This window comes from Xaviernesmea rhizosphaerae (assembly GCF_001938945.1).
Classification (GTDB): Bacteria; Pseudomonadota; Alphaproteobacteria; order Rhizobiales; family Rhizobiaceae; genus Xaviernesmea; species Xaviernesmea rhizosphaerae.
Genome location: NZ_MKIO01000041.1, coordinates 133,120 through 153,800 on the forward strand (window position 1 = coordinate 133,120; position 20,681 = coordinate 153,800).

The following is a 20,681-nucleotide window of genomic DNA, read 5'->3' on the forward strand; positions in this document are numbered from 1 at the left end:
GTGATCAAGACGCTTCTGGCGGCAACGAGCCTTGCTGCCCTGATGCTGGCGCAGCCTGCCTCAGCAGATACCATCAATATGTGGGTGCGCACCGGCATCGGCGACTCCTTCAAGGAGGTCGTGAAGGCCTACAATGCCGGGCATGACGACAAGGTGCAGCTGACCGAGGTGCCCTACACCGAGCTGGTGCAGAAATATGCGACCGCGATCGCCGGTGGCCAGGCGCCGGATGCGCTGTCCATGGATCTGATCTATACGCCGGCCTTCGCCGCCGCCGGCCAACTGGAAGATCTGACCGACTGGGCCAAAAGCCTGCCCTATTTCAATTCCCTGTCGCCCTCGCATGTCCGTCTCGGCACCTATCAGGACAGGCTGTACGGCCTGCCGCTCTCGGTCGAGACCTCTGTTTTCGCCTGGAACAAGAACCTCTACCGCAAGGCCGGCCTCGACCCCGAGAAGGCGCCCGCGACCTGGGAAGAGATCACCGCCAATGCGCAGAAGATCCGGGCGCTGGGCGATGACACCTATGGCTTCTACTTCTCCGGCGGCGGCTGTGGCGGCTGCATGATCTTCACCTTCACGCCGCTGGTCTGGGGCGCGGGCGCGGACATTCTCTCCGCCGACGGCAAGACGGCAACGCTCGACACGCCGGAGATGCGCAAGGCGGTCGATATCTACCGTACCATGATCAAGAAGGATCTGGTGCCGGCCATTGCCGCCAGCGACAATGGCGCCAATTTCCTCTCCTTCACCAATGGCCGGATCGGCCAGCAGAGCCTGGGCGCCTTCGCCATCGGCACGCTGGTCACCCAGCATCCCGAAATCGACTTCGGCGTGACGCTGATCCCCGGCGTCAACGGCAAGCCGTCATCCTTCGCCGGCGGCGACAATCTGGTGGTCACGAAGGGCACGCCCAGGATCGAAGAGGTCAAGACCTTCATCCAGTACATCTACTCCATGGACGGCCAGAAGATCATGGCCAAATATGGCAGTCTGCCCACCCGCGGCGACATCGCAGACGAGGTGCTGAAGGGTCTGGACCCGCGCATGGCCGTCGGCCTGAAGGCGATCTCGGTCGCAAAGACGCCCTACACGCTGCAGTTCAACGATCTGATCAACTCCAACAACGGCCCCTGGGCCGCGTTCATCACAGCCGCCCTGTTCGGCGACGATGTCGACGGCGCCTTCAAGACCGCCCAGGAAGACATGCAGTCGATCATCGACAGCGGCCAGTAACTCTCCCGATGGCCGCCGGCCGGAGGCGGATCCCCGGGGTCCCCTCCGGCCTCCTCCCGCCGACGATCGCAAGCCGGCACAGGACCCGTGCCGCCGCCGTTTACCCCTGACCATCGGCCGGCTCATCTTCTTTCAACGGGAGTTCGCAATGACCTCTGTCGTTTCGTCCAGTCCGCTTCCGGCCACGCGCGCCCGCGGCCACAGCCGGCGCCGCCGGCGTGCCTCCACGGGCTGGCGCGGGCTTGCCTATATCGCTCCAGCCATGCTGCTGGTGCTCGTCTTCTTCGTCCTGCCCGTGCTGCTGACCGTCTGGATGAGCCTGCACAACTGGCCGCTGATGGGCGCGCAGAAATGGATCGGCCTGAAGAATTATACGCGTCTCTTAAGCGACGCCCGCTTTCTCCAGGCGCTGAATTTCACCGCCTTCTATACGCTCGTCGTCACCATCGCGATCTTCGCCGTGGCCTTCCCGCTGGCGCTGTTCGTGGAAAAGCAGCGCCGTTTCGTCGGCTTCTACCGCACGGTGATCTTCCTGCCCGTGGTCGTGGGGCTCGCCACCGCCTCGCTGCTCTGGGCCTGGCTCGCCAATGTCGACAGCGGCTTCTTCAGCCCTTTGCTGAGGCTGCTGGGTCTGGTGGACCGCAGCCCGAACCTCCTGGCGCGTTTCGATACCGCCTTCCTCACCATCATCGTCATGGTCGTCTGGAAGATCGCCGGCTTCACCATGATCCTGCTGCTCACCGGCCTGCAGGCCATTCCGGCCGAACTGGACGAGGCGGCCCGCATCGATGGCGCGCGGCGCTTCCAGCGCTTCCGCCACCTGACGCTGCCTCTGATGCGGCGCACGATCGCGCTTGCCCTGATCGTGTCGATCACCGGCTCGATCCTCGCCTTCGACCAGTTCTACATCATGACCAGCGGCGGGCCGCAGAACCGGATGATCTCGGTGGTCTACTATATCTTCAACCAGTCCTTCGTCTCCTTCAACCTCGGCTATGGCGCAGCGCTTTCCATCGTGCTGCTCGCAATCCTCGTGGTGATCAGCATCGCCCAGCTGAAGCTGCTGAAGATCGGGGAGGAGCGGCCATGACCATCACCGACACCTTCGCGCAGCATCCTGTGCTTTCGGCGGACCGCCCGGCGCAGATGGCGGCCGCAAAAGCGCTGAGAGCAGCGCGCGCCCGCAAGGGGGCGATCGCCTATCACACGGCCGGAGCCGCCATCGTCCTCTTCTTCGCGGCGCCCTTCGTCATTGCCGGGCTCTCCTCCTTCCGCAACGGGACGGAGGCGCAGACCGCCCCCCTCCCCCCATGGCCAACCGCCGGCTTCAGCGTCGACAGCTACCGCACGCTGGACAGCTTCGGCGCCGGCATCTGGCAGCATACGGTGAATTCGGCACTGGTGTCGCTCGCCACGGTTCTGCTCACGGTTCTGGTCAGCCTGCTCGCGGGCTACGGCTTCTCGCGCTACCGCTTTCCCTTCAAGAATGCGCTGTTCGTGCTGATCATCGCCACGCTGATGATCCCGTTCCAGTCGATCCTGACGCCGCTCTTCATCATTCTGGCCAAGCTCGGGCTCAACAATTCGCTGTTCGGCCTGACGCTCGTCTATGTGACGCTGCAGCTGCCCTTCTCCGTCTTCATGATGCGCAACGCCTTCGACGCGGTGCCTAAGGAGATCGAGGAGGCGGCACGCATCGATGGCGCGCGCGATCTGAGGCTGCTCGCCCGCGTGCTTCTGCCGCTCGTCCTTCCCGGCGTGGCGACGGTGGCGATCTTCGCCTTCCTCAATGCCTGGAACGAGTTCCTGGCCGCGCTCGTGCTGCTGTCCAGCAACGAGCACTACACGCTGCCTGTCCTGATGATGGCCGTGCGCGCCGGGAGGCTTGGCGCCATCAACTGGGGCGCCGTGCAGGCAGGCGTCGTCGTCATGACCATCCCCTGCCTCTTCGTCTTCCTGCTTCTGCAACGCTACTACATGCGCGGCCTGATGGCCGGCGCCGTGAAATGAAAGGATATCCCATGGACACGACCGCCATGCCGACGGGCCAGACACGCACCCGCACCTTCCGGCCGCTTCCGGTTCCCAGCGTCACGCTGTCGGGCCTCTTCGGCGCGCGCCAGGACGCGGTCTGCGCGACCACGGCCGAAACCCTGCTCGACCGCTGCGTCGATGCCGGCATGCTCGACGCCATCGACGTCAGTAAGCCGAGCCCGGGCATCGTCATTCCGCTGCAGCCCTGGTCCGGCTCGACACAGATGTTCTGGGACAGCGACCTCGGCAAGTCGATCGAGACGGTGGCCTATTCGCTCTATCGCAAGGCCAATCCGGCGCTTGAGGCCCGCGTCGATGCGATCATCGATCTCTATGAAAAGCTGCAGGACGCGGACGGCTATGTGAATGCCTGGTTCCAGCGCATCCAGCCGGAGAAGCGCTGGTCGAACCTGCGCGATTTCCATGAGCTTTATTGCGCCGGCCATTTGATGGAAGGCGCGGTGGCCTATTACCAGGCGACCGGCAAGCGCAAGCTGCTCGACATCATGTGCCGCTTCGCCGATTACATGATCACGGTCTTCGGCCATGGCGAGGGACAGATCCCCGGCTATTGCGGCCATGAGGAGATCGAGCTGGCCCTGGTCAAGCTTGCCCGCGTGACCGGCGAGCGCAAATATCTCGATCTCTCCAAGTTCTTCATCGACGAGCGCGGCACCGAGCCGCATTATTTCACGCGGGAAGCGGTTCGCGAGGGCCGCGATCCTGAGAATTTCATCCAGAAAACCTATGAATACAGCCAGTCGCACAAGCCTGTGCGCGAGCAGACGGAGGTGGTGGGCCACGCCGTGCGCGCCATGTATCTCTATTCCGGCATGGCCGATATCGCTGCCGAATATGGCGATGACAGCCTGACGCGGGCGCTGGAAACGCTCTGGAGCGATCTCGTCAGCCGTCAGATGTACATCACCGGCGGCATCGGCCCGGCGGCCTCCAACGAGGGCTTCACCGAGCCTTACGACCTGCCGAACGAAAGCGCCTATGCCGAGACCTGCGCATCGGTCGGCCTTGTCTTCTGGGCCAACCGCATGCTGGGGCGCGGGCCGAACCGCGCTTATGCAGACGTGATGGAGCAGGCGCTCTACAATGGCGCGCTCTCCGGCCTGTCGCTCGACGGCAAGACCTTCTTCTATGAAAATCCGCTCGAAAGCAGCGGCAAGCATCATCGCTGGGTCTGGCATCATTGCCCCTGCTGCCCGCCCAACATCGCCCGGCTCGTCGCCTCGATCGGCTCTTATATGTATGCGGTGGCCGAGGACGAGATCGCCGTGCATCTCTACGGCGAGAGCCAGGCGCGCTTCGAGATCCGGGGCACAGACGTCACGCTCGCGCAGGAAACCCGCTATCCGTGGGACGGCGCCATCGCGCTGACGCTCGGCGGCCTTGCAACGCCGCAGGCCTTCGCCATTTCGCTGCGCATTCCCGGATGGGCCAAGGCGGCACGGCTGACGGTCGGTGGGCAGGCCGTCGATCTCGATCAGGTCATGATCGATGGCTATGCCCGCATCGAGCGCCTGTGGTCCGCGGGCGATCAGATCCGGCTCGACCTGCCGCTCAATCCCCGCTTCCTCCATGCCAATCCCCTGGTGCGCCAGGATGCCGGCCGCGCCGCGCTGATGCGGGGTCCGCTGGTCTATTGTGCCGAGGAGGTCGACAATGGCGCGGGCCTGAACCGCCTGACCGTGACGGGCGACCCGGCCGCGGCGCAGGAGATCGCCGCAGAAGGCCTGGGGGATGCCGTTGCCCTGGAGCTCGATGCCGAGCGCGACCGGGCCGACTGGGGCGACACGCTTTATCGCGAGACGCCGCCGGCGACGCAGAGCACGCGCGCGCGCTTCATTCCCTATGCGCTCTGGGACAATCGCGCCCCCGGTGAAATGCTCGTCTGGATGCGAAGGCCCTCGCACGGCCAGGAGAAGACTGGGGGCGGCGCATGAACATGATCGCACGTGACATGTCCCATCCGGCCGGCAGCGAAGCGACGGCTGCGGCACCCTCGCCCAGTGTCGAACTCGTGGATGTCTGCAAGAGCTTCGGCGCGCTGCAGGTGATCCATGGGATCAACCTCACCATCCCCGAGGGCTCCTTCGCCGTCTTCGTCGGCCCGTCAGGCTGCGGAAAATCGACGCTGCTGCGCATGATCGCGGGGCTGGAAGAGGTGAGCGACGGCCTGATCGCGATCAAGGGACGCGAGGTGACCGATCTCGACCCCTCCGAGCGCGGCATCGCCATGGTCTTCCAGTCCTATGCGCTCTACCCGCATATGACCGTGCGCGACAATCTGGCCTTCGGGCTGAAGATGGCACATACGCCGGCTGAGGAGATTGCCGCGCGCGTCGCCGCGGCGGCCGCGATCCTCAAGATCGAGCCTCTGATGGACCGGCGTCCCGGCCAGCTTTCCGGCGGGCAGCGCCAGCGCGTGGCCATCGGCCGTGCGATCGTGCGCAAGCCCGACGTCTTCCTGTTCGACGAGCCGCTGTCCAATCTTGACGCGGAACTGCGGGTCTCCATGCGCATCGAGATCGCCCGGCTTCATCGCGAGCTCGGCAATACGATGATCTACGTCACCCACGACCAGACCGAGGCGATGACGCTCGCGGACCGGATCGTGGTGCTGCGCGACGGGCGGATCGAGCAGGTGGGCAGCCCGCGCGAGGTCTATCAGGATCCCGACAATCTCTTCGTCGCGGGCTTCATCGGGTCCCCGCGCATGAATATGCTCACCGCCAGCATGCAAGGGGAGGAGCGCCTTCTTCTGGCGAAGACGGTTCTACCATCCCCTGCGCGCGCAGCATCCGGCGATGTCGTCACCCTCGGCATTCGCCCGGAACATCTGCGCCTTGTCCCGGACAACGAAGAGGGCCTGTCGGCACAGGTCGATTTCTGCGAATATCTCGGAGGCACCCAGTACCTCTACTGCAGGCTTCCTGACGGTCAGGCGATCGTGGCCGAACATCGCGATCGCGCCACGGTCTTCGCCGGCGCGCCGGTGCGCCTCGGCTGGAGCACGGGCGATGCCCGGCTGTTCGACAGCCAAGGGCAAAGGCTTCGCTGAAAGCACCCGCAGGGCTCTTCGCTTTGCAAGGCCCGCTGGCGTCCATCGCATCGCAAAGCCGATGCCGATGGACGCTCTTGATGCTTTCTGTGCCTTAAAATCCGGCCGCGCTGGTTACCGGCTGACGATCCGCCCGTGCTGGCGCAAGACCAGCGCCACGGCGCCCATGACCGTGTCGTCATTGCCCAGAAAACGGGCGACGACGATGCGTGGCGGCTTGAGATCGGGAAAATCCGGCTGGGGCAGGATGCTGCGCCGGAAGCTGCGCTCCAGCGGCTCCAGAAAATTCGCGCCGATCGTCGCCATCTTGCCGGCGATGATGAAGAGCGGCGGGTTGATCATCGTGGCCGTCGTGCCCATGGCCCATCCGGCCTTGCTGGCCGCATCCTCAACCAGCCGGCGATAGCCGATCCGCCCTTCCTTCGCATGGGCGACGAATTCCTCGATGGTCTCGGATCTGCCGGTCAGTTGCTGCGCATGGCGCAGCAGATAATAGCCGCCGACATAGGTTTGCAAACAACCGCGATTGCCGCATCGGCAGTAGGATCCCTCGGGATCGAGGACCACATGGCCGAATTCCGCCGCGCTGCCGTTGACCCCGCGCAGGATCACGCCGTTCTGGACGATCGCGCCGCCGACGCCTAGGTCGAACTTGTAGAGCACGAAGTCGCTCTCGCCGACGGCGGCGCCCCAGGTCATCTCCGCCAGCGCGCCGCAATGGCTTTCGTTCTCGGCATGCAGCGGACAGTCGAGCCGGCGGGAGAAGATCCCGGCGAGGTCGACGCCCGCCCAGCCGGGCAGGATATCGCCGTTGAGCACCACGCCGCCATAGCTCAAGGGCGCCGAGATGGCGACGCCGACGCCGAGAAGATCGGCGATGGCGATGCCCAGCGCGGCGCATTGGCCCTGCAGGCTATCACGCACCTGATCGGCCGCCTCCTCCGGCGTGTAGTCCCGCCGGATCGGAATCCAGACATCGGACAGCACCGCATGGGTCATGTCGCAGATCACGATCCGGATTTCGCCGAGGCCGAGAAGAACGCCGGCGCAGCGCCCTGACGCCGGATTGAGCGACAGAAGCTGCGACGGCCGGCCCTGGCCATTGGCCTTCGCCTCGACGTCGAGCACGGCTCCGGCATCGCGCAGCTCGCTCAAGGCCGCCGAAATGGTCGAGCGCCCGAGGCCGGTGGATTTGGATAGCTGGCCCGCGGTCGCCGCGCCGAAGGCGGCCAGGCCGCGCACGACGCGTCCGGCCGGGGATTCCTGGTCAAAAAACAAATCGTTGATGTTCTTCATCGCCGGCCTCCCCCCGCCTTGTCGCGTGCGCTGGGATTTATGTCAACTTCTTTCATTTTGCGCTGCAATGTCACCAATGCAGTGCATTATAATGTCATATCAGAAAATATATCGCGGATTATCCGGCATTAATCGCCAAAATAAATTCTATATCGAAAAAATTCTTGACGCACCTGCCTGCCTTTGATTGATTGCGGCAAGCGGAAGAGGAACCGCGTCAGGGAGGCTTTGATGACAATGACCAAGGGATTGATTTCTGCCGTTTCGGCGCTTGCCGTTTCAGCCTGCCTGACGGCGGGCCCGGCAGCGGCCGGAGAGGTGAAGATCTGGACGCTCACCTTCGACAACAACTCGGCCAATCTTGCCTGGGACAAGACGATCAAGGAGTTCGAGGCGGCCAATCCGGGCATCACCGTGACGCGCGAGGGGCGCTCGGTCGACGAGCACAAGGCGGCCCTGCGCGTGGCCGCGCAGTCGAGCCAGGGGCCGGACATCTATTTCATGTGGGCGGGCCTCGGGCTTGGCGGCGAATTCGTCAAGGCCGGGCTCTCCAAGCCGCTCGATGCCTATTACCAGCAGTATGACTGGGACAAGCGCATCGTCGGCACCGCCGGCAGCTTCTCCAAGCTCTATGAAGGCGGCCGCCACGGCGTTCCCTACACCTTCCATGGCGAGGCCATCTATTACAACAAGTCGCTGTTCCAGAAGGCCGGGATCGCCGAGCTGCCGAAGAGCTATGACGAGCTGAAGGCGGTGGCGGCCAAGCTGAAGGAGGCCGGCATCATGCCGATGACCTTTGGCGGCACGGTCAACTGGCATCTGATGCGGCTGATGGACGTGATCCTGGAAGCCAAGTGCGGGGCCGAGAAGCACGACCAGCTGATGGACATGAAGCTGGACTGGGGCACGGAGGCCTGCGCCACCGCGAGCTTCAACGAGCTTGCGGACTGGTCGCAGAACTACATTCTCAAGCCCTTCATGGGCATCGACAATTCCCAGAGCTTCAATCTCTTTCTCGCCAACCGCGCGGCGATGATGGTGGAAGGCGACTGGCTGGTCGGCCAGCTTTCAGACGCCAAGAAGATCGACAATTTCGACCTCTTCCCCGTACCCACCGGCACCGACCGGCTCTATGGCTTTGCCGAATATCTCTATGTCTCCTCGAAGAGCCGCAATCCGGACGAGGCGGCCAAGTTCCTGGATTACCTGCTCTCCGACAAGGTGCAGCAGGAAAATCTCGGCGCCTTCGGCTCGATCTCCGTCAATTCCAACGTGAAATATTCCAAAATTTCCGCGCTGGATCAGAAGTGGCTGGATATCTTCGGCGAGTACACGAAGATCTATGTCAATGGCGACCAGGCCTTCCCGCTCGACGTGACCACCGAATATTGGCGCGTGATCAACGAGGTCGCCTCCGGCAACATCAAGGCCGGGGATGCGGGCAAGACCCTGCAGACCTTCATCTCCAACCGCGGATAACCGGACCGCTTGGGGGCGCCACGTTCAGGTGGCGCCCCGGCGGATCGGATCGGATCACATCATGCCCCAAGCAAGCCAGTCTGCGCGGCCCGAGCGGCAGGGCTATGTCCTGCTCGCGCCCGCCCTGATCGTCTATCTGCTTTTCGCCGTCTACCCGATGATCGACGTCGTCCGCATGTCGTTCTCCTCCTGGAACGGCCTGAGCCCTGGGGCGAATTTCGTCGGCCTTGCCAATTACCGTGCCATCTTCACCCAGGATCCGGTCTTCTGGGGCGCCTTGCGCAACACCATCTGGTGGACGGCGCTGGCCGTCACCCTGCCCAATCTCGTCAGCTTCGGTCTGGCGCTGGCGCTCAACCAGAACATTCCCGGCAAGTCGGGCCTTAGGGTGGTGTTCTACCTGCCCGTGATCATCGCCTCGATCGCGGTGGCCACGATCTGGAAGTGGATGTACGACCCCTTTTTCGGCCTCTTCAACAATCTCCTGATGCAGTTCGGCCTCGACGGCTGGATCCTCGACTGGCTCGGCGACCGCAAGGTCGCGCTCTGGTCGGTCTTCGTCGCCCATCTCTGGCAGTCGGTCGGCTTTTCCATGGTGCTGTTCCTGGCCGGGCTGCAGGGTGTCTCGGCCACGCTGGTGGAGGCCGCGCGCATCGATGGCGCCGGACGCTGGGGCGTGTTTCGCTATGTCACCCTGCCGGCGCTGAAGCCCACCTTGATGGTGGTCTTCGTCCTGTCGCTGATCAATTCGCTCAAGGCCTTCGACATCGTCTACGGCATGACCGGCGGCGGGCCGGCGCAATCGACGCAGATGCTCGCCATGTGGGCCTATACGCAGTCGATGCAGCTCGGCGTGTTCGGGCGCGGCGCGGCCGTGTCGGTGGTGCTGCTTTTGATCACGCTGGTGATCGTCCTGCCTTACATCCGCTGGATGTTCCGTCGCGAGGAGATGTCCCGATGACGCTGTTTTCCCAGGCTTTTCGCCCGGTTGGCTCGGCGAAGGTCGATCCCGTTCTGATCGCGCTGTGGGTCTCGCTGATCCTGCTTGCGCTGATCTGGATCACCCCTTTCGTCTTCATCGTCTTCACCGCGCTGAAATCCAACGCCACGGTGATGGGCGCCAGCGCCTTCATGCCGCCGACGGAACTCGCCTTCGAGAATTTCGCCGCCGCCTGGTGGCGCGGAAATTTCTCCACCACCGCCTTCAACGGCGTGGTGATCACCGTCATCAAGGTGCCGCTCGGCCTGTTCATCTCCGCCATGGCGGCCTATGCGCTGGCCAAGGTGCCGATGCGCATGAACAAGGCGCTGTTCGCCCTGTTCCTGTTCGGCACCATGCTGCCGTTTCAGGTGATGCTGGCGCCGATCTTCCGCCAGGTGAATGCCTTCGGCCTGATCAACACCTATCCCGGCATCATCCTGCCCTATCTCGCCTTCGGCATTCCCTATCAGGTCTTCATTCTCTACTGCTTCTTCTCGGCCGTGCCGAAGGAGCTGTCGGAGGCCGCGCGCATCGATGGCGCCTCGCATTTCACCATCTTCCGGCGGATCTTCCTGCCCATTTCGCTGCCGGTTCTCTCCGCGCTGCTGATCCTCGATTTCGTCGCCACCTGGAACGAATTCGCCATGGCGCTGGTGATCCTGCAGGACCCGAAGATGTGGACGCTGCCGCTCGGACTGATGAGCTTCCAGAGCCAGTTTTCCAGCGATTATGGCGAGCTTAACGCCGCGACCATCATGACCGTGCTGCCGGCCGCCATCGTCTATCTCATGTTCCAACGTTATTTCGTCGCCGGTTTGACCTCCGGGGCGGTCAAGGAATGACCATGACGCATCTCTACGACATTTTCGAACTCCGCCTGACGGCCGAGGTCCCCGGCAATCCCTATCTCGATGTCCGCCTGCATGCGCAGTTCCGCCAGGGCAACCGCAGCGTCCGCGTCACGGGCTTTCACGATGGCGGCGACAGCTTCGTCCTGCGCTTCATGCCGGACACTGCTGGCGAATGGAGCTACACGACGACCTCCAACATCGAAGCTCTGGACGGCAGGACGGGCGAGCTCACGGTGACGGCGGCGCGCCCGGGGGTCCACGGGCCCGTCCATGTGCGCAACCGCTTTCACTTCGCCCATGCCGACGGCACGCCCTATCATCCCTTCGGCACCACCTGCTACGCCTGGACGCATCAGCCGATCGCCCAGCAGGAACAGACGCTGGAGACGCTGGCAAAGACCGGCTTCAACAAGATCCGCATGGCGGTGTTTCCCAAGGACTATCCCTTCAACACCAACGAGCCGCTGCAGCCGATCTTCCTACCGGATAGCCAAGGCACGATCGATTTCGACCGGCCGAACCCGGAGGCCTTCCGCCATTTGGAGCGGCAGATCGGCCGGCTCGCCGAGCTCGGCATCGAGGCGGATATCATCCTGTTCCACCCCTATGACCGCTGGGGCTATGCCACGATGAGCGAGGCGCAGAACCTGCGCTATGTCGAATATGTCGCGGCCCGCCTGTCTGCCCATCGCAATGTCTGGTGGGCGCTGGCCAATGAATATGACTTCCTGCTCGACACCATTCCGGTCGAGACCTGGGACCGCTTCTGCCATATTCTGGAGGAAAACGATCCGGCCCAGCATCTGCGCTCGATCCACAATGGCGATCAGAACATGAATTTCGATCACCGCAAGCCGTGGATCACCCATGTCTGCATCCAGAACTGGGACGTAAAGCGCACGCCGGAATGGCGCGCGGCCTATGGCAAGCCCGTCGTCAACGACGAGCCGGAATATGAAGGCAACATCATCTACAACTGGGGCAACATAACCGCGCAGGAGCTGGTGCACCGCTTCTGGACCACGGTGATGCGCGGCGGCTATGCCGGCCATGGCGAGACCTATGCCGATCCGCAAGACCTGATCTGGTGGGCCAAGGGCGGCGTTCTCCATGGGGAAAGCTGGAAGCGGATCGGCTTCCTGCGGTCTCTGCTGACGGCAGACAATCTCCACGGGCTGGAGCCCATGGGCATGAACGACGAATGGCCCTGGAGCCGGATTTCCGGCGCGCGCGATCTCGGCGGCCGGGTCTCCTTCATCTATTTCGGCGAACACCAGCCGGACCAGTGGACGACCGGCCTGCCGACCGAGGATGGCGCCTATGCGATCGACCTGATCGACACATGGGCCATGACGATCGAGCCGGCCCGGCGGATCGAGGCCTTCGTTCCGCATCCCCAGCGCCATGGCAGCATCACCCGCGGCGGCAAGGCGGATGCCGCCTTCGGCATCGCGCTGCCCGGCCGCCCCTATCTCGCCCTTCGCATCCGCAAGCTGGATTGAGGTCTTCCCATGGCATCGGTCGATATTTCTGGCGTGAAAAAAGCCTATGGCGCCGTCGCGGTCATGCATGGGGTCGACATCCCCATCCGCGACGGGGAATTCGTGATCCTTGTCGGCCCCTCGGGCTGCGGAAAGTCCACGCTGCTGCGGATGGTGGCGGGGCTGGAGACGGTGACGGGCGGCGAAATCGCCATCGACGGCCGGCGCGTCAACGATCTGGAGCCCAAGGACCGCGACATCGCCATGGTCTTCCAGAACTATGCGCTCTATCCGCAGATGACGGTGGCGCAGAACATGGGCTTCGCCCTGGAACTGGCCGGGCGCAGCAAGGCGGAGATCAAGGCGGAGGTGGAGAAGGCGGCCGAGATCCTGTCGCTGACCGCTCTGCTCGATCGCAAGCCCGCCCAGCTTTCCGGCGGCCAGCGCCAGCGCGTGGCCATGGGCCGCGCCATCGTGCGCCATCCCAAGGTGTTCCTCTTCGACGAGCCGCTGTCCAACCTGGATGCCAAGCTGCGCGTGAAGATGCGCGCGGAGATCAAGGCGCTGCATCAACGGCTCAAATCCACCATCATCTATGTCACCCACGACCAGATCGAGGCCATGACCATGGCCGACAAGATCGTGGTGATGAAGGATGGCCGGGTCGAGCAGATCGGCACGCCGCTGGAGCTTTACGACAACCCGGCCAATCTTTTCGTCGCCACCTTCATGGGCAGCCCGGCCATGAACATCCTGCCGGCCATCGTGCAGGACGCGACTGTTCTGGTGGCGGGCGTCGCGACCCTGCCGATTGTTGCCGAGGCGGCGCCTGGCACCAAGATCGCCTATGGGATCCGTCCGGACGAGATCGCCATCGATCCGGCCAGCCCGGTCAAAGCCGAGGTGATCGTCGTGGAGCCGACGGGTTCGGAAACCCATGTGACGGCCCGTCTCGCAGAGCACGAGATCACGCTCGTCTCCAAGGCGCGCTTGACGCTTGCGCCTGGCGATGCGATCGGTCTTTCCTTCAGCCCCGACAAGCACCAGCTGTTTGACGCGGCGACGGGGAACAGGCTGGCGGCAGCGGGGTGAATCGCCTGGATCAGGCCGCACCTTTACCGCAGCAAGCTGTTCCTAAACCTCCAGACGGTTTCCGTCCGCGTGACCCGCAGGATTCCGGCCCACCTGCTGATCTGCCTTCATAGGTCAGACCAGGCCTTGGGTTGAGGAAAGTTGCGACCAGATTTTATGCCTCCGAAGAAGGCTTCGCCCTGCCGTCACGCGCGACGGCCGGGACGCAGGTCGACAGCCGATGTCTTAAGGGTTCACGTCAGAGACCATGGCGCCGCCGAGAGGCACCTCGGCCGGAATGGTGTCACCCATCCAGCCAGAGCGGGTTCGTCCAGGCATTGCGTCCACGACTGTCGCGCAGCACCAGGCGGCACCACTTGCCCTCGAACTGGTCGAGCGGCAGATCGATGGCCGACATCGAAGGCCCGAGTTTCCGGGCCGCAAGAGAGGCGGGACCGACGAGCACGGCGGCAAAGATGTCCGAGCTCTCGATATGCAGCATGTTGCCGCGTCGTTCGATATGATCGATCACCGGGCCCTGGCTCGCATAATAGTGACCGGCTTTCAGGGCGGCCAGCACGCTGTCGGGCGTGTTTTCCTCCGCCTTGACCATGACCCAGCCGCCACAGCCTTCGTCGAACCAGTCGAACCAGAAATGGCTGTCGTCCGAAGCGACGATGCCGATCCGGTTCCCCCGCGCCAGCAGCTGGTCGATCAGTTCGGAGCCGCCGCCCCGGGCGCTGTCGACGGCGCAGCCGTGATTATAGACCTCGACGGCATGCGCGCCAGCAATCGTCTCGGCATCTTCCACCGTCAGGCCATACCATTCGGGGTGCGGGATCTGGACGAAGGCACCGGCCCGAACAGCGCGGGCTGCCAGCTCGGCGCCGGTCTCGTCGGCGGCCGGCGGGGCGAAATCGAACGGCAGGCCGAGCGCGACAATGTGCCAGAGCTCGCCATTGGCCAAAGCCGGAGCGTGCAATTCCGCGCCGATCAGGGTGGTGAACCCGCCGTTCCGCAAGGGCGTCGTGTCGACAATCGGATAGCCGTATTTCTCCCGAAAATGATCGGTGATGGCGATGAAGTCATAGCCCGCGGACTGGTAGTAGGCCGCCACCTGCTCCGGTGTCTTCAGCCCGTCCGAACGGGTCGAATGGCCGTGAATATTGCCTTTGTAGAACTGTCCGCTGGCGGAAAAAGCGTCCAACATGTCACTTTGCTTTCTGAGATCTTGAAGTCTGTCATGCGCGAAACGCCGGCGCCGGGAAGGCGCCGGGGCTTGTGTCGCATGCTGAAAAGCAGGACCGGAGGCCGGTTATTTGTTGGCGGCCAGCACCTTGGCGACGTGGTCGCGAATTTCAGGCAAAGCAGCCTCGGGGGTCATCTGGTTGCGCTGGAGCTTGTCGAGCGTCAGGGCAACGCCTTTCCAGATGTCGTCGGCCGTGTTGTTCGGGTAGGAGTACCACGGAGCCGCCCAGTCCATCTCGGAGAAGACCGTCTGGAAGTTGGGGTTCTTGGCGTAGAAGTCCTTCAGGATGTCTTCAGACTTCTTGTTGGTGGGCATGTAGCCGGTGGCCTGGCTGACTTCGGCCTGAGCCTTAGGGCCGGTGAGATATTTGATGAACTCCCAGGCGGCCGCCTGCTTTTCCTTGTCCTTCGTCAGGATGACCAGGGCGTTGCCGCCTGCCGGAAGGCCGCCGTCCTTCGGGTTCAGCATCGGGAATTTCATCGTCCGCAGCGTGAAACGATCGCCGACCGACTTGGTGTAGTTGGTGAGGCTGGAGGGCGAACCGACGATCATGCCAACCTTGCCGGCGAAAAACGCCTGCGTGGTCGGCTCAGGCGTGGTGTTGACCGTCATGTTGGTCTTGACGGCCATGTCCTGGGTGGCCTTCAAGGCTGCGAGACCCTGGGCATTGTCGTAGGCGATGCCGGTATTGTCCTTGTTGAGAATGCCGGCGCCGGTGGAGAGCACCATCATCTGCCAATACCAGTCGTCGCTGAGGCCGCCGACGGAGAAGCTGAGACCGCTGGCGCCGGTGTTGAGCGCATTGATCTTCTGCGCAAGGGCAATGACGCCATCCCAGGTGGTCGGGAAATTGTTGATGTCGCCACCCGCCTTGGTCACCAGATCCTGGTTGACATAGAGCATCGGCAGGGAGGCGGTAAACGGCATCGCATACTGCTTGCCGTCGACCTGGCCGAGCTGCAGCAGCTTGGCAGAATAATTGGCGTCGACCCACTCTTTGCCTTCCGACGTCAGCAGGCCCTGGAGTTCGACATCGCGCCCGTTCTGCTTGAGCGTCTCGATCAGCGGCGCGATGGTGGAATAGGACGGCAGATAGACGTCCGGCAGGTTGTCGGTCATGATGCCGCGGATCACGGTCTGGTTGGCGGCGGAATAGCTTTCGGCCGGGACCTGAAGCTTGATTTTGATATTGGGATGGTCTTTCATGAAGTCGGCAACGATCGGCTTCAGAAATTCTGCCGTACTCGCATAGGAGTGGTAGAAGTTCAAAGTGACATCGCTTGCCTGTGCGATGCCGGGTGCGGCCATGCAGCAGGCGAGCGCCGCCGCAGTCAAGGTTCTGGTCAAGCTCATGGATCATCTCCTAAGGATGTGGAATGGGTGGTACTGCGGTTGGGTCTTGCCCATTTGAGCCCGTTCAGTTGCCGCTGGATGGGCTCAAATCACTTGACGCCGCTCATGGTCACTCCCTGAACGAACTTCTTTTGAGCGGCGATAAACACGAGGATGAGAGGTGCTGTGACGACGGTGGCGCAGGCCATCAACGGTCCGAAACTGTCCCCACCCTCCTGGCTGCGGAAAAACAGGATCCCGAGCGTGGGGGGCGCCAGATCGATGGAATGGATGACGATCATCGGCCAGTAGAGATCGTTCCAGTGGAAGGTCACCGAAAAGATCGAGAAAGCCGCGATCGCGGGCAGCATGGACGGCACGACGATGCGCGTGACGATCTCAATCTCCGTCATGCCGTCGAGGCGGGCGGCCAGCAGGATCTCCTCCGGAAATGACCGGATGAACTGGCGAAAGAGAAAGATCGCGAAGGCCGAAGTGAGGTGCGGCACCATCATGGCGAGGTAGGTGTCCAGCAGTTGCAGCTTGGCAAGGCCGAGATAGAGCGGCAGCGCCGGCGCCTGCGCTGGGATGGTGATCGCCAACAGGACCAGCGCCAGCAGGACCCGCTTGCCCCGGAACTCCAGCTTGGCCAGCGCATAGGCGCAGGTCACCGTGGTCGCGACCTGAAAGAGCAGGATGCCCCCCGTCATCAGAGCACCGTTCAGCATGAAACGCAGGACCGGCGTCTGAAACAGCGCTTGTCCATAATTGGCAAGGATCGACTCCAAGGTCGACGGCGCATTCTTCATGGCGCCGAAGACTTCGCCGCTGCTTTGCACCGAGGCCCTCCACATCCACAGGAACGGATAGACCATGATGAAGGCCCCCGACAGCAGGATCGCATGGGCGCCGATCGACGTCACAAGGGGGCGAAGGCCGCGGCGCATCAGCTCTCTCCCTTTCTGTCGGAAAGGGCAACCTGGAGGATTGAAAATCCGCCGATCAGGATGAGGTAGAGAACCGTCAGGGCGCTGCCATAGCCGATTTTCAGGCTGCCGAAGGATTGCGTGTTGATCTCGTAAAGCAGCATGTTGGTCGCGCCGCGCGGGCCGCCATTTGTCAGGACCGCCACCGTATCGAAAACCTGAAAGGCCTGAATGCAATTCAGCACGATCACCAGGACGGTCGTCGGCGCCAGCAGCGGCCAGGTCACATAGCGCAGCCGGTCGAAGAAATTGTCCATGCCATCGAGCGAGGCGGCGTCCTGCACCTCCGCCGGGATCGTCGTCAGGCCGGCCAGGAACAGCACGACATTATAACCGACCAGCCGCCATATGCCGATGATCGCAAGCCCGCTCAGGGCAAGGCTGTCATCGGAGAAAAAGTCGAGACGCGGCAGGCCCATCGACGCCATCAGATCGGCGAGCGGTCCAATCCTGCCGTTGAGAACATAGCTCCACACGATGGACATGGCCGTCAGCGTGCTGGCGACCGGCAGGAAATAGACGATTTCGTAGAAGCGCCGCGATGTCGTGCGCCCATGGATGAGCACCGCCACGAAGAGCGCCAGGAAAACCGAGAGGGGAACGACGATGGCGGTATAGACCGCGCTGTTTCTCAAGGCCTGCCAGACATAGGGCGAGGAGAACATGGTGACGTAATTGCCAAGGCCGATCCACTGAAATGTCGTTCTGCCCAGGCGGTAATCCGTCAGGCTGGCAACCAGCACGAACAGGACGGGCGCAATCACCGTCAGGCCAAGCAGCAGGACCGCCGGGCCGCAAAACCGATACGCCAACGCCTCATGGCGGCGCCTTATGACCTCCCGTGAGGAAAGGCTGGCGGCATTAGACGCTGAGGACATGACGCAGCCCGTTCGTTTCGTACCGGTTGACCAGAACCGCGGGCATTCTCTCGCCCGCAAGCGTAAAGACATGCGCTCCGTGCGCGCGCAGGCGCAGCGACACGGTGTCGCCGAGATGTCCGCCGGCGCGCAACTGCGCGAACTGCTCCACGGGCACCTGAAAGCGGATCCACTCGGTGCCGATATCCCGGCCGCTGCACCGCACGAAGACCTCGGACCCTGAATATTCCACATGCGCGACAGGCAGTTGCAGACATACGGCATCGGAAGACTGCGGGACCGGTTCCAGCGCCTCGGCACGAATGGCCAGCATATATGCGCCATCGGGAGCCCCCGCCGCGCGCAAGCCCAGAGCGAACGGGCCGGCAAACAGATCCTCATTTCGGATCGCGACGGGTATTTCATTGATGGCAACCGACCCTACGAACCGGGCCACGGACACATGGTTGGGTACCCGATAGATTTCATCGGGCGTGCCGCATTGCACCACCTGCCCGCCCTGCATCAGCGCAATCCGGTCCGACAGGGCCATTGCTTCCTTCTGGTCATGCGTGACGAAGACGAAGGTGATGCCGGTGCGGCGCTGCAGATCTGCGAGTTCCTCGCGCAGCTGATTGCGCAGCTTGGCATCGAGATTGGACAGCGGCTCATCCATCAGAAACACGGAGGGCTCGCGCACCAGGGCCCTGCCGACCGCCACACGCTGCCGCTGGCCACCGGACAGCTGGGCGGGCTTACGATCCAGCAGACTTGCCAGTCCCAGCTGCTCGCAGACCCGCTCCACATCGACGGCAATCTCCTTGCGGATCTGCCTGATCTTTCCTGACACCAGAGCGGCACCGGGAAGGCGTTGAGCAAACGAAAGGCGCTGCATTTCGAGCGGAACGGACATGTTGCGTCTCGCCGTCATGTGCGGGTAAAGCGCGTAGGACTGGAAGACCATCGCAATTTCTCGCTCCTTGGGAGCAAGACGGGTTACGTCGCGCCCACCGATCTCGATCGATCCGGATGTGGGAACGTCAAATCCGGCGATCAGGCGCAGCAGGGTCGACTTACCGCATCCCGACGGCCCGAGCAGCGTCAGGAATTCACCCTTGCGGACATGCAGATCGATGCTCTTCAGCACGTTCGTGGCGCCGAAATCTTTCCGGATGCCGGTGATTTTTATGTCCTTGCCATGCATGGCTCACGTCACTCCAGAACGTCCCCGCAAGACCGGCAGGGTCCGTTGACCCGCAGCAAGCGATGGCCTGCCTATAGACCCCCCGCTTGACAGCTTGATGACGGCTCCAATTTTTGATGAAAAAATAAATCATTGATTACAATGTTTTACATGGTATAAGTAACTGATTGGTCACATGACTGGGTTGGAGAGCGGCGATAAATGATTGATGTGAAACGGGAAGCGGCCGCATTGCCGCAACAGGACGAGCCAGACGGATTGCGCTTGGCAATCGCTGCTCCCGCCGCGTTCGGGTGAAGGCAAGGGAGCTTCCGTCATGGCGCCAGATTCCAAACCTGCCACCGGCGTGGACAGTGCAGATCCACGCAGCGCCCGTCACCCGCGTCGGCCGGACCTGTCCCGATCACGCATCCTGGACGCGGCCGTCGCGGAGTTTTCGCAGAAGGGTTTCGCCGGCGCCCGGGTCGATGAAATCGCCGCCCAGGCGCAGATCGGCAAGCGGATGCTCTACCAATATTTCGGCAACAAGGGGCAGCTGTTCCAGGCGGTGATCGAGAAGGTCTACACCGACATCTGGGAGGCGGAGGCCAGCCTGGATCTGCAAAACCTGCCGCCGCGCGACGCACTCGTCGCCCTCGTGACATTCGTCTGGCGCTACTACATCGCGCATCCCGAATTCACCAAGCTTCTGAACGAGGAAAACATGCTCGGCGCGCGGCATTTCCGCTCGTCGAAAGTGCTGCGGGAAGGTTCGGTGAAATCGCAGTTCCTGACCGAGCAAGTCCTTGCCCGCGGTGTGGCCGATGGCACGTTTCGCCCGGACATCGACCCGGTCCAGCTCTGCCTGACGAAGAATGCGATCTGTTACTATTACCTCATGAACCACGCGACCAGTTCACATGTCTACGGCCGCAAGCTGATGACCCGCGAAGCGCTCGAGGCGCGCCTGGCCTTCAATATTGAAACCATTCTCGCCATCGTTTTGGCCAAATAGATGCGCCAGGGACTGCCCCATGAACACCATTTCCATTCGCGCGGCCCGCGATGCCGATATTGCATTCATCATGGCAACGGAACGGTTGCCGGGCTACGCGGAACGCGTCGGCGCCCATGATGCGGCGGTGCATCGGCAGAAGATGGGCCTCCGCGACTATCGCTACGTGATCGGCGAGACCCCGCAGGGCGCATTCGGGTTTGCCGTCATCAAGCAGAATGACGACGGCAAGGGCATCGCCAATCTGAACCGCATTGCAGTCCGCCAGGCTGGCAATGGCATCGGCACCCGCTTCATCCTCGGCGTGACGGATCTGGTGTTTGCGGATCCGCAGATCGAGCGCTTGTGGCTCGACGTTCTGCCCGACAACGCGATCGCCCGTCACGTCTACGCCAAGATCGGTTTTGTCGAGGAAGGCCTGATGCGCAGTGCCTTGCGCTTTCCGGATGGCCGCCGTGCCGACCTGCTGCTGATGTCTCTCCTGCGCCATGAATGGCTGAATGCGCGCGGCGCCGACCGCAAAGCCACGGCTCTTCCCGTTTAACGATACGCCTCT

At 62.9% G+C, this 20,681-nt stretch carries 18 protein-coding genes; 12 read left to right on the forward strand and 6 right to left on the reverse strand.

All coding sequences use genetic code 11. From position 1 onward, the window contains the following. The 5 genes from BJF92_RS21645 (at window position 1) to BJF92_RS21665 (ending at window position 6,343) form a co-directional block, all read left to right on the forward strand. Window positions 1-1,236, forward strand: coding sequence for an ABC transporter substrate-binding protein (locus tag BJF92_RS21645; RefSeq protein WP_075637020.1), 1,236 nt, complete (start codon window positions 1-3; stop codon window positions 1,234-1,236). 148 nt (window positions 1,237-1,384) lie between these two features. Next, window positions 1,385-2,326 carry a carbohydrate ABC transporter permease gene (locus tag BJF92_RS21650; protein ID WP_075636817.1) on the forward strand — a complete coding sequence of 314 codons (942 nt, stop codon included), beginning with the start codon at window positions 1,385-1,387 and terminating at the stop codon, window positions 2,324-2,326. A gap of 56 nt (window positions 2,327-2,382) precedes the next feature. Beyond that, window positions 2,383-3,246, forward strand: coding sequence for a carbohydrate ABC transporter permease (locus BJF92_RS21655; protein ID WP_075637021.1), 864 nt, complete (start codon window positions 2,383-2,385; stop codon window positions 3,244-3,246). 11 nt (window positions 3,247-3,257) lie between these two features. Continuing rightward, complete coding sequence (locus BJF92_RS21660) at window positions 3,258-5,225, forward strand: glycoside hydrolase family 127 protein (protein WP_078058316.1); 1,968 nt, start codon at window positions 3,258-3,260, stop codon at window positions 5,223-5,225. A 17-nt stretch (window positions 5,226-5,242) separates the two neighbouring features. Beyond that, window positions 5,243-6,343: an ABC transporter ATP-binding protein gene (locus tag BJF92_RS21665; RefSeq protein ID WP_075637023.1), complete on the forward strand. Its 1,101-nt coding sequence runs from the start codon at window positions 5,243-5,245 to the stop codon at window positions 6,341-6,343. Between the two features lie 114 nt (window positions 6,344-6,457). Here the strand turns inward: BJF92_RS21665 and BJF92_RS21670 are convergent, their stop codons facing one another. Beyond that, entirely contained in the window at window positions 6,458-7,639 is a 1,182-nt protein-coding gene (locus BJF92_RS21670) for an ROK family transcriptional regulator (RefSeq protein WP_075636818.1), read from the reverse strand. Window positions 7,640-7,867: 228 nt separating this feature from the next. Between BJF92_RS21670 and BJF92_RS21675 the strand changes: the two genes are divergently transcribed. The 5 genes from BJF92_RS21675 (at window position 7,868) to BJF92_RS21695 (ending at window position 13,524) form a co-directional block, all read left to right on the forward strand. Continuing rightward, entirely contained in the window at window positions 7,868-9,118 is a 1,251-nt protein-coding gene (locus tag BJF92_RS21675) for an ABC transporter substrate-binding protein (RefSeq protein ID WP_198931577.1), read from the forward strand. Between the two features lie 61 nt (window positions 9,119-9,179). Then, window positions 9,180-10,079 carry a carbohydrate ABC transporter permease gene (locus BJF92_RS21680; protein WP_075637024.1) on the forward strand — a complete coding sequence of 300 codons (900 nt, stop codon included), beginning with the start codon at window positions 9,180-9,182 and terminating at the stop codon, window positions 10,077-10,079. After that, window positions 10,076-10,942 (forward strand): carbohydrate ABC transporter permease, encoded by an 867-nt coding sequence (locus BJF92_RS21685; protein WP_075636820.1) that lies wholly within the window; start codon window positions 10,076-10,078, stop codon window positions 10,940-10,942. The genes BJF92_RS21680 and BJF92_RS21685 overlap by 4 nt, the downstream gene beginning before the upstream one ends. Next, complete coding sequence (locus BJF92_RS21690) at window positions 10,939-12,453, forward strand: apiosidase-like domain-containing protein (RefSeq protein WP_075636821.1); 1,515 nt, start codon at window positions 10,939-10,941, stop codon at window positions 12,451-12,453. Before BJF92_RS21685 ends, BJF92_RS21690 begins: the two co-directional genes overlap by 4 nt. A gap of 9 nt (window positions 12,454-12,462) precedes the next feature. Beyond that, window positions 12,463-13,524 (forward strand): ABC transporter ATP-binding protein, encoded by a 1,062-nt coding sequence (locus tag BJF92_RS21695; protein WP_075636822.1) that lies wholly within the window; start codon window positions 12,463-12,465, stop codon window positions 13,522-13,524. A 283-nt stretch (window positions 13,525-13,807) separates the two neighbouring features. On the opposite strand, the gene BJF92_RS21700 is transcribed toward BJF92_RS21695, so the two are convergent. From BJF92_RS21700 to BJF92_RS21720, 5 genes are all read right to left on the reverse strand, one after another. Continuing rightward, complete coding sequence (locus BJF92_RS21700) at window positions 13,808-14,713, reverse strand: CehA/McbA family metallohydrolase (RefSeq protein ID WP_075636823.1); 906 nt, start codon at window positions 14,711-14,713, stop codon at window positions 13,808-13,810. 105 nt (window positions 14,714-14,818) lie between these two features. Continuing rightward, the gene (locus tag BJF92_RS21705; RefSeq protein WP_075636824.1) at window positions 14,819-16,105 is read right to left on the reverse strand and encodes an ABC transporter substrate-binding protein; all 1,287 of its coding nucleotides are present in this window, start codon (window positions 16,103-16,105) and stop codon (window positions 14,819-14,821) included. Window positions 16,106-16,194: 89 nt separating this feature from the next. After that, on the reverse strand, window positions 16,195-17,031 hold the full coding sequence (locus BJF92_RS21710) for a carbohydrate ABC transporter permease (RefSeq protein ID WP_075636825.1): 837 nt from the start codon (window positions 17,029-17,031) through the stop codon (window positions 16,195-16,197). Continuing rightward, the gene (locus tag BJF92_RS21715) at window positions 17,031-17,882 is read right to left on the reverse strand and encodes a carbohydrate ABC transporter permease (RefSeq protein WP_245294855.1); all 852 of its coding nucleotides are present in this window, start codon (window positions 17,880-17,882) and stop codon (window positions 17,031-17,033) included. The genes BJF92_RS21710 and BJF92_RS21715 overlap by 1 nt, the downstream gene beginning before the upstream one ends. 49 nt (window positions 17,883-17,931) lie before the next feature. Continuing rightward, a complete protein-coding gene (locus tag BJF92_RS21720) occupies window positions 17,932-19,131 on the reverse strand; it encodes an ABC transporter ATP-binding protein (RefSeq protein ID WP_075636827.1) in 1,200 nt (399 codons plus the stop codon). 316 nt (window positions 19,132-19,447) lie between these two features. On the opposite strand from BJF92_RS21720, the gene BJF92_RS21725 reads away from it, so the two are divergent. After that, window positions 19,448-20,125, forward strand: a complete 678-nt coding sequence (locus tag BJF92_RS21725; RefSeq protein ID WP_078058317.1) for a TetR/AcrR family transcriptional regulator — start codon at window positions 19,448-19,450, stop codon at window positions 20,123-20,125. Further along, window positions 20,091-20,669, forward strand: a complete 579-nt coding sequence (locus tag BJF92_RS21730; protein ID WP_245294856.1) for a GNAT family N-acetyltransferase — start codon at window positions 20,091-20,093, stop codon at window positions 20,667-20,669. The genes BJF92_RS21725 and BJF92_RS21730 overlap by 35 nt, the downstream gene beginning before the upstream one ends. Window positions 20,670-20,681 lie beyond the last annotated feature (12 nt).

Excerpts from the sequence above, each read along its gene's own strand:
- BJF92_RS21695 (WP_075636822.1), top strand. The coding sequence starts at position 12,463 with ATGGCATCGGTCGATATTTCTGGCGTGAAAAAAGCCTATGGCGCCGTC.
- BJF92_RS21690 (WP_075636821.1), top strand. The coding sequence starts at position 10,939 with ATGACCATGACGCATCTCTACGACATTTTCGAACTCCGCCTGACGGCC.
- BJF92_RS21685 (WP_075636820.1), top strand. The coding sequence starts at position 10,076 with ATGACGCTGTTTTCCCAGGCTTTTCGCCCGGTTGGCTCGGCGAAGGTC.
- BJF92_RS21720 (WP_075636827.1), bottom strand. The coding sequence starts at position 19,131 with ATGCATGGCAAGGACATAAAAATCACCGGCATCCGGAAAGATTTCGGC.
- BJF92_RS21705 (WP_075636824.1), bottom strand. The coding sequence starts at position 16,105 with ATGAGCTTGACCAGAACCTTGACTGCGGCGGCGCTCGCCTGCTGCATG.
- BJF92_RS21670 (WP_075636818.1), bottom strand. The coding sequence starts at position 7,639 with ATGAAGAACATCAACGATTTGTTTTTTGACCAGGAATCCCCGGCCGGA.
- BJF92_RS21710 (WP_075636825.1), bottom strand. The coding sequence starts at position 17,031 with ATGCGCCGCGGCCTTCGCCCCCTTGTGACGTCGATCGGCGCCCATGCG.
- BJF92_RS21655 (WP_075637021.1), top strand. The coding sequence starts at position 2,383 with ATGGCGGCCGCAAAAGCGCTGAGAGCAGCGCGCGCCCGCAAGGGGGCG.
- BJF92_RS21725 (WP_078058317.1), top strand. The coding sequence starts at position 19,448 with ATGGCGCCAGATTCCAAACCTGCCACCGGCGTGGACAGTGCAGATCCA.
- BJF92_RS21700 (WP_075636823.1), bottom strand. The coding sequence starts at position 14,713 with ATGTTGGACGCTTTTTCCGCCAGCGGACAGTTCTACAAAGGCAATATT.
- BJF92_RS21660 (WP_078058316.1), top strand. The coding sequence starts at position 3,258 with ATGGACACGACCGCCATGCCGACGGGCCAGACACGCACCCGCACCTTC.
- BJF92_RS21680 (WP_075637024.1), top strand. The coding sequence starts at position 9,180 with ATGCCCCAAGCAAGCCAGTCTGCGCGGCCCGAGCGGCAGGGCTATGTC.
- BJF92_RS21665 (WP_075637023.1), top strand. The coding sequence starts at position 5,243 with ATGTCCCATCCGGCCGGCAGCGAAGCGACGGCTGCGGCACCCTCGCCC.
- BJF92_RS21650 (WP_075636817.1), top strand. The coding sequence starts at position 1,385 with ATGACCTCTGTCGTTTCGTCCAGTCCGCTTCCGGCCACGCGCGCCCGC.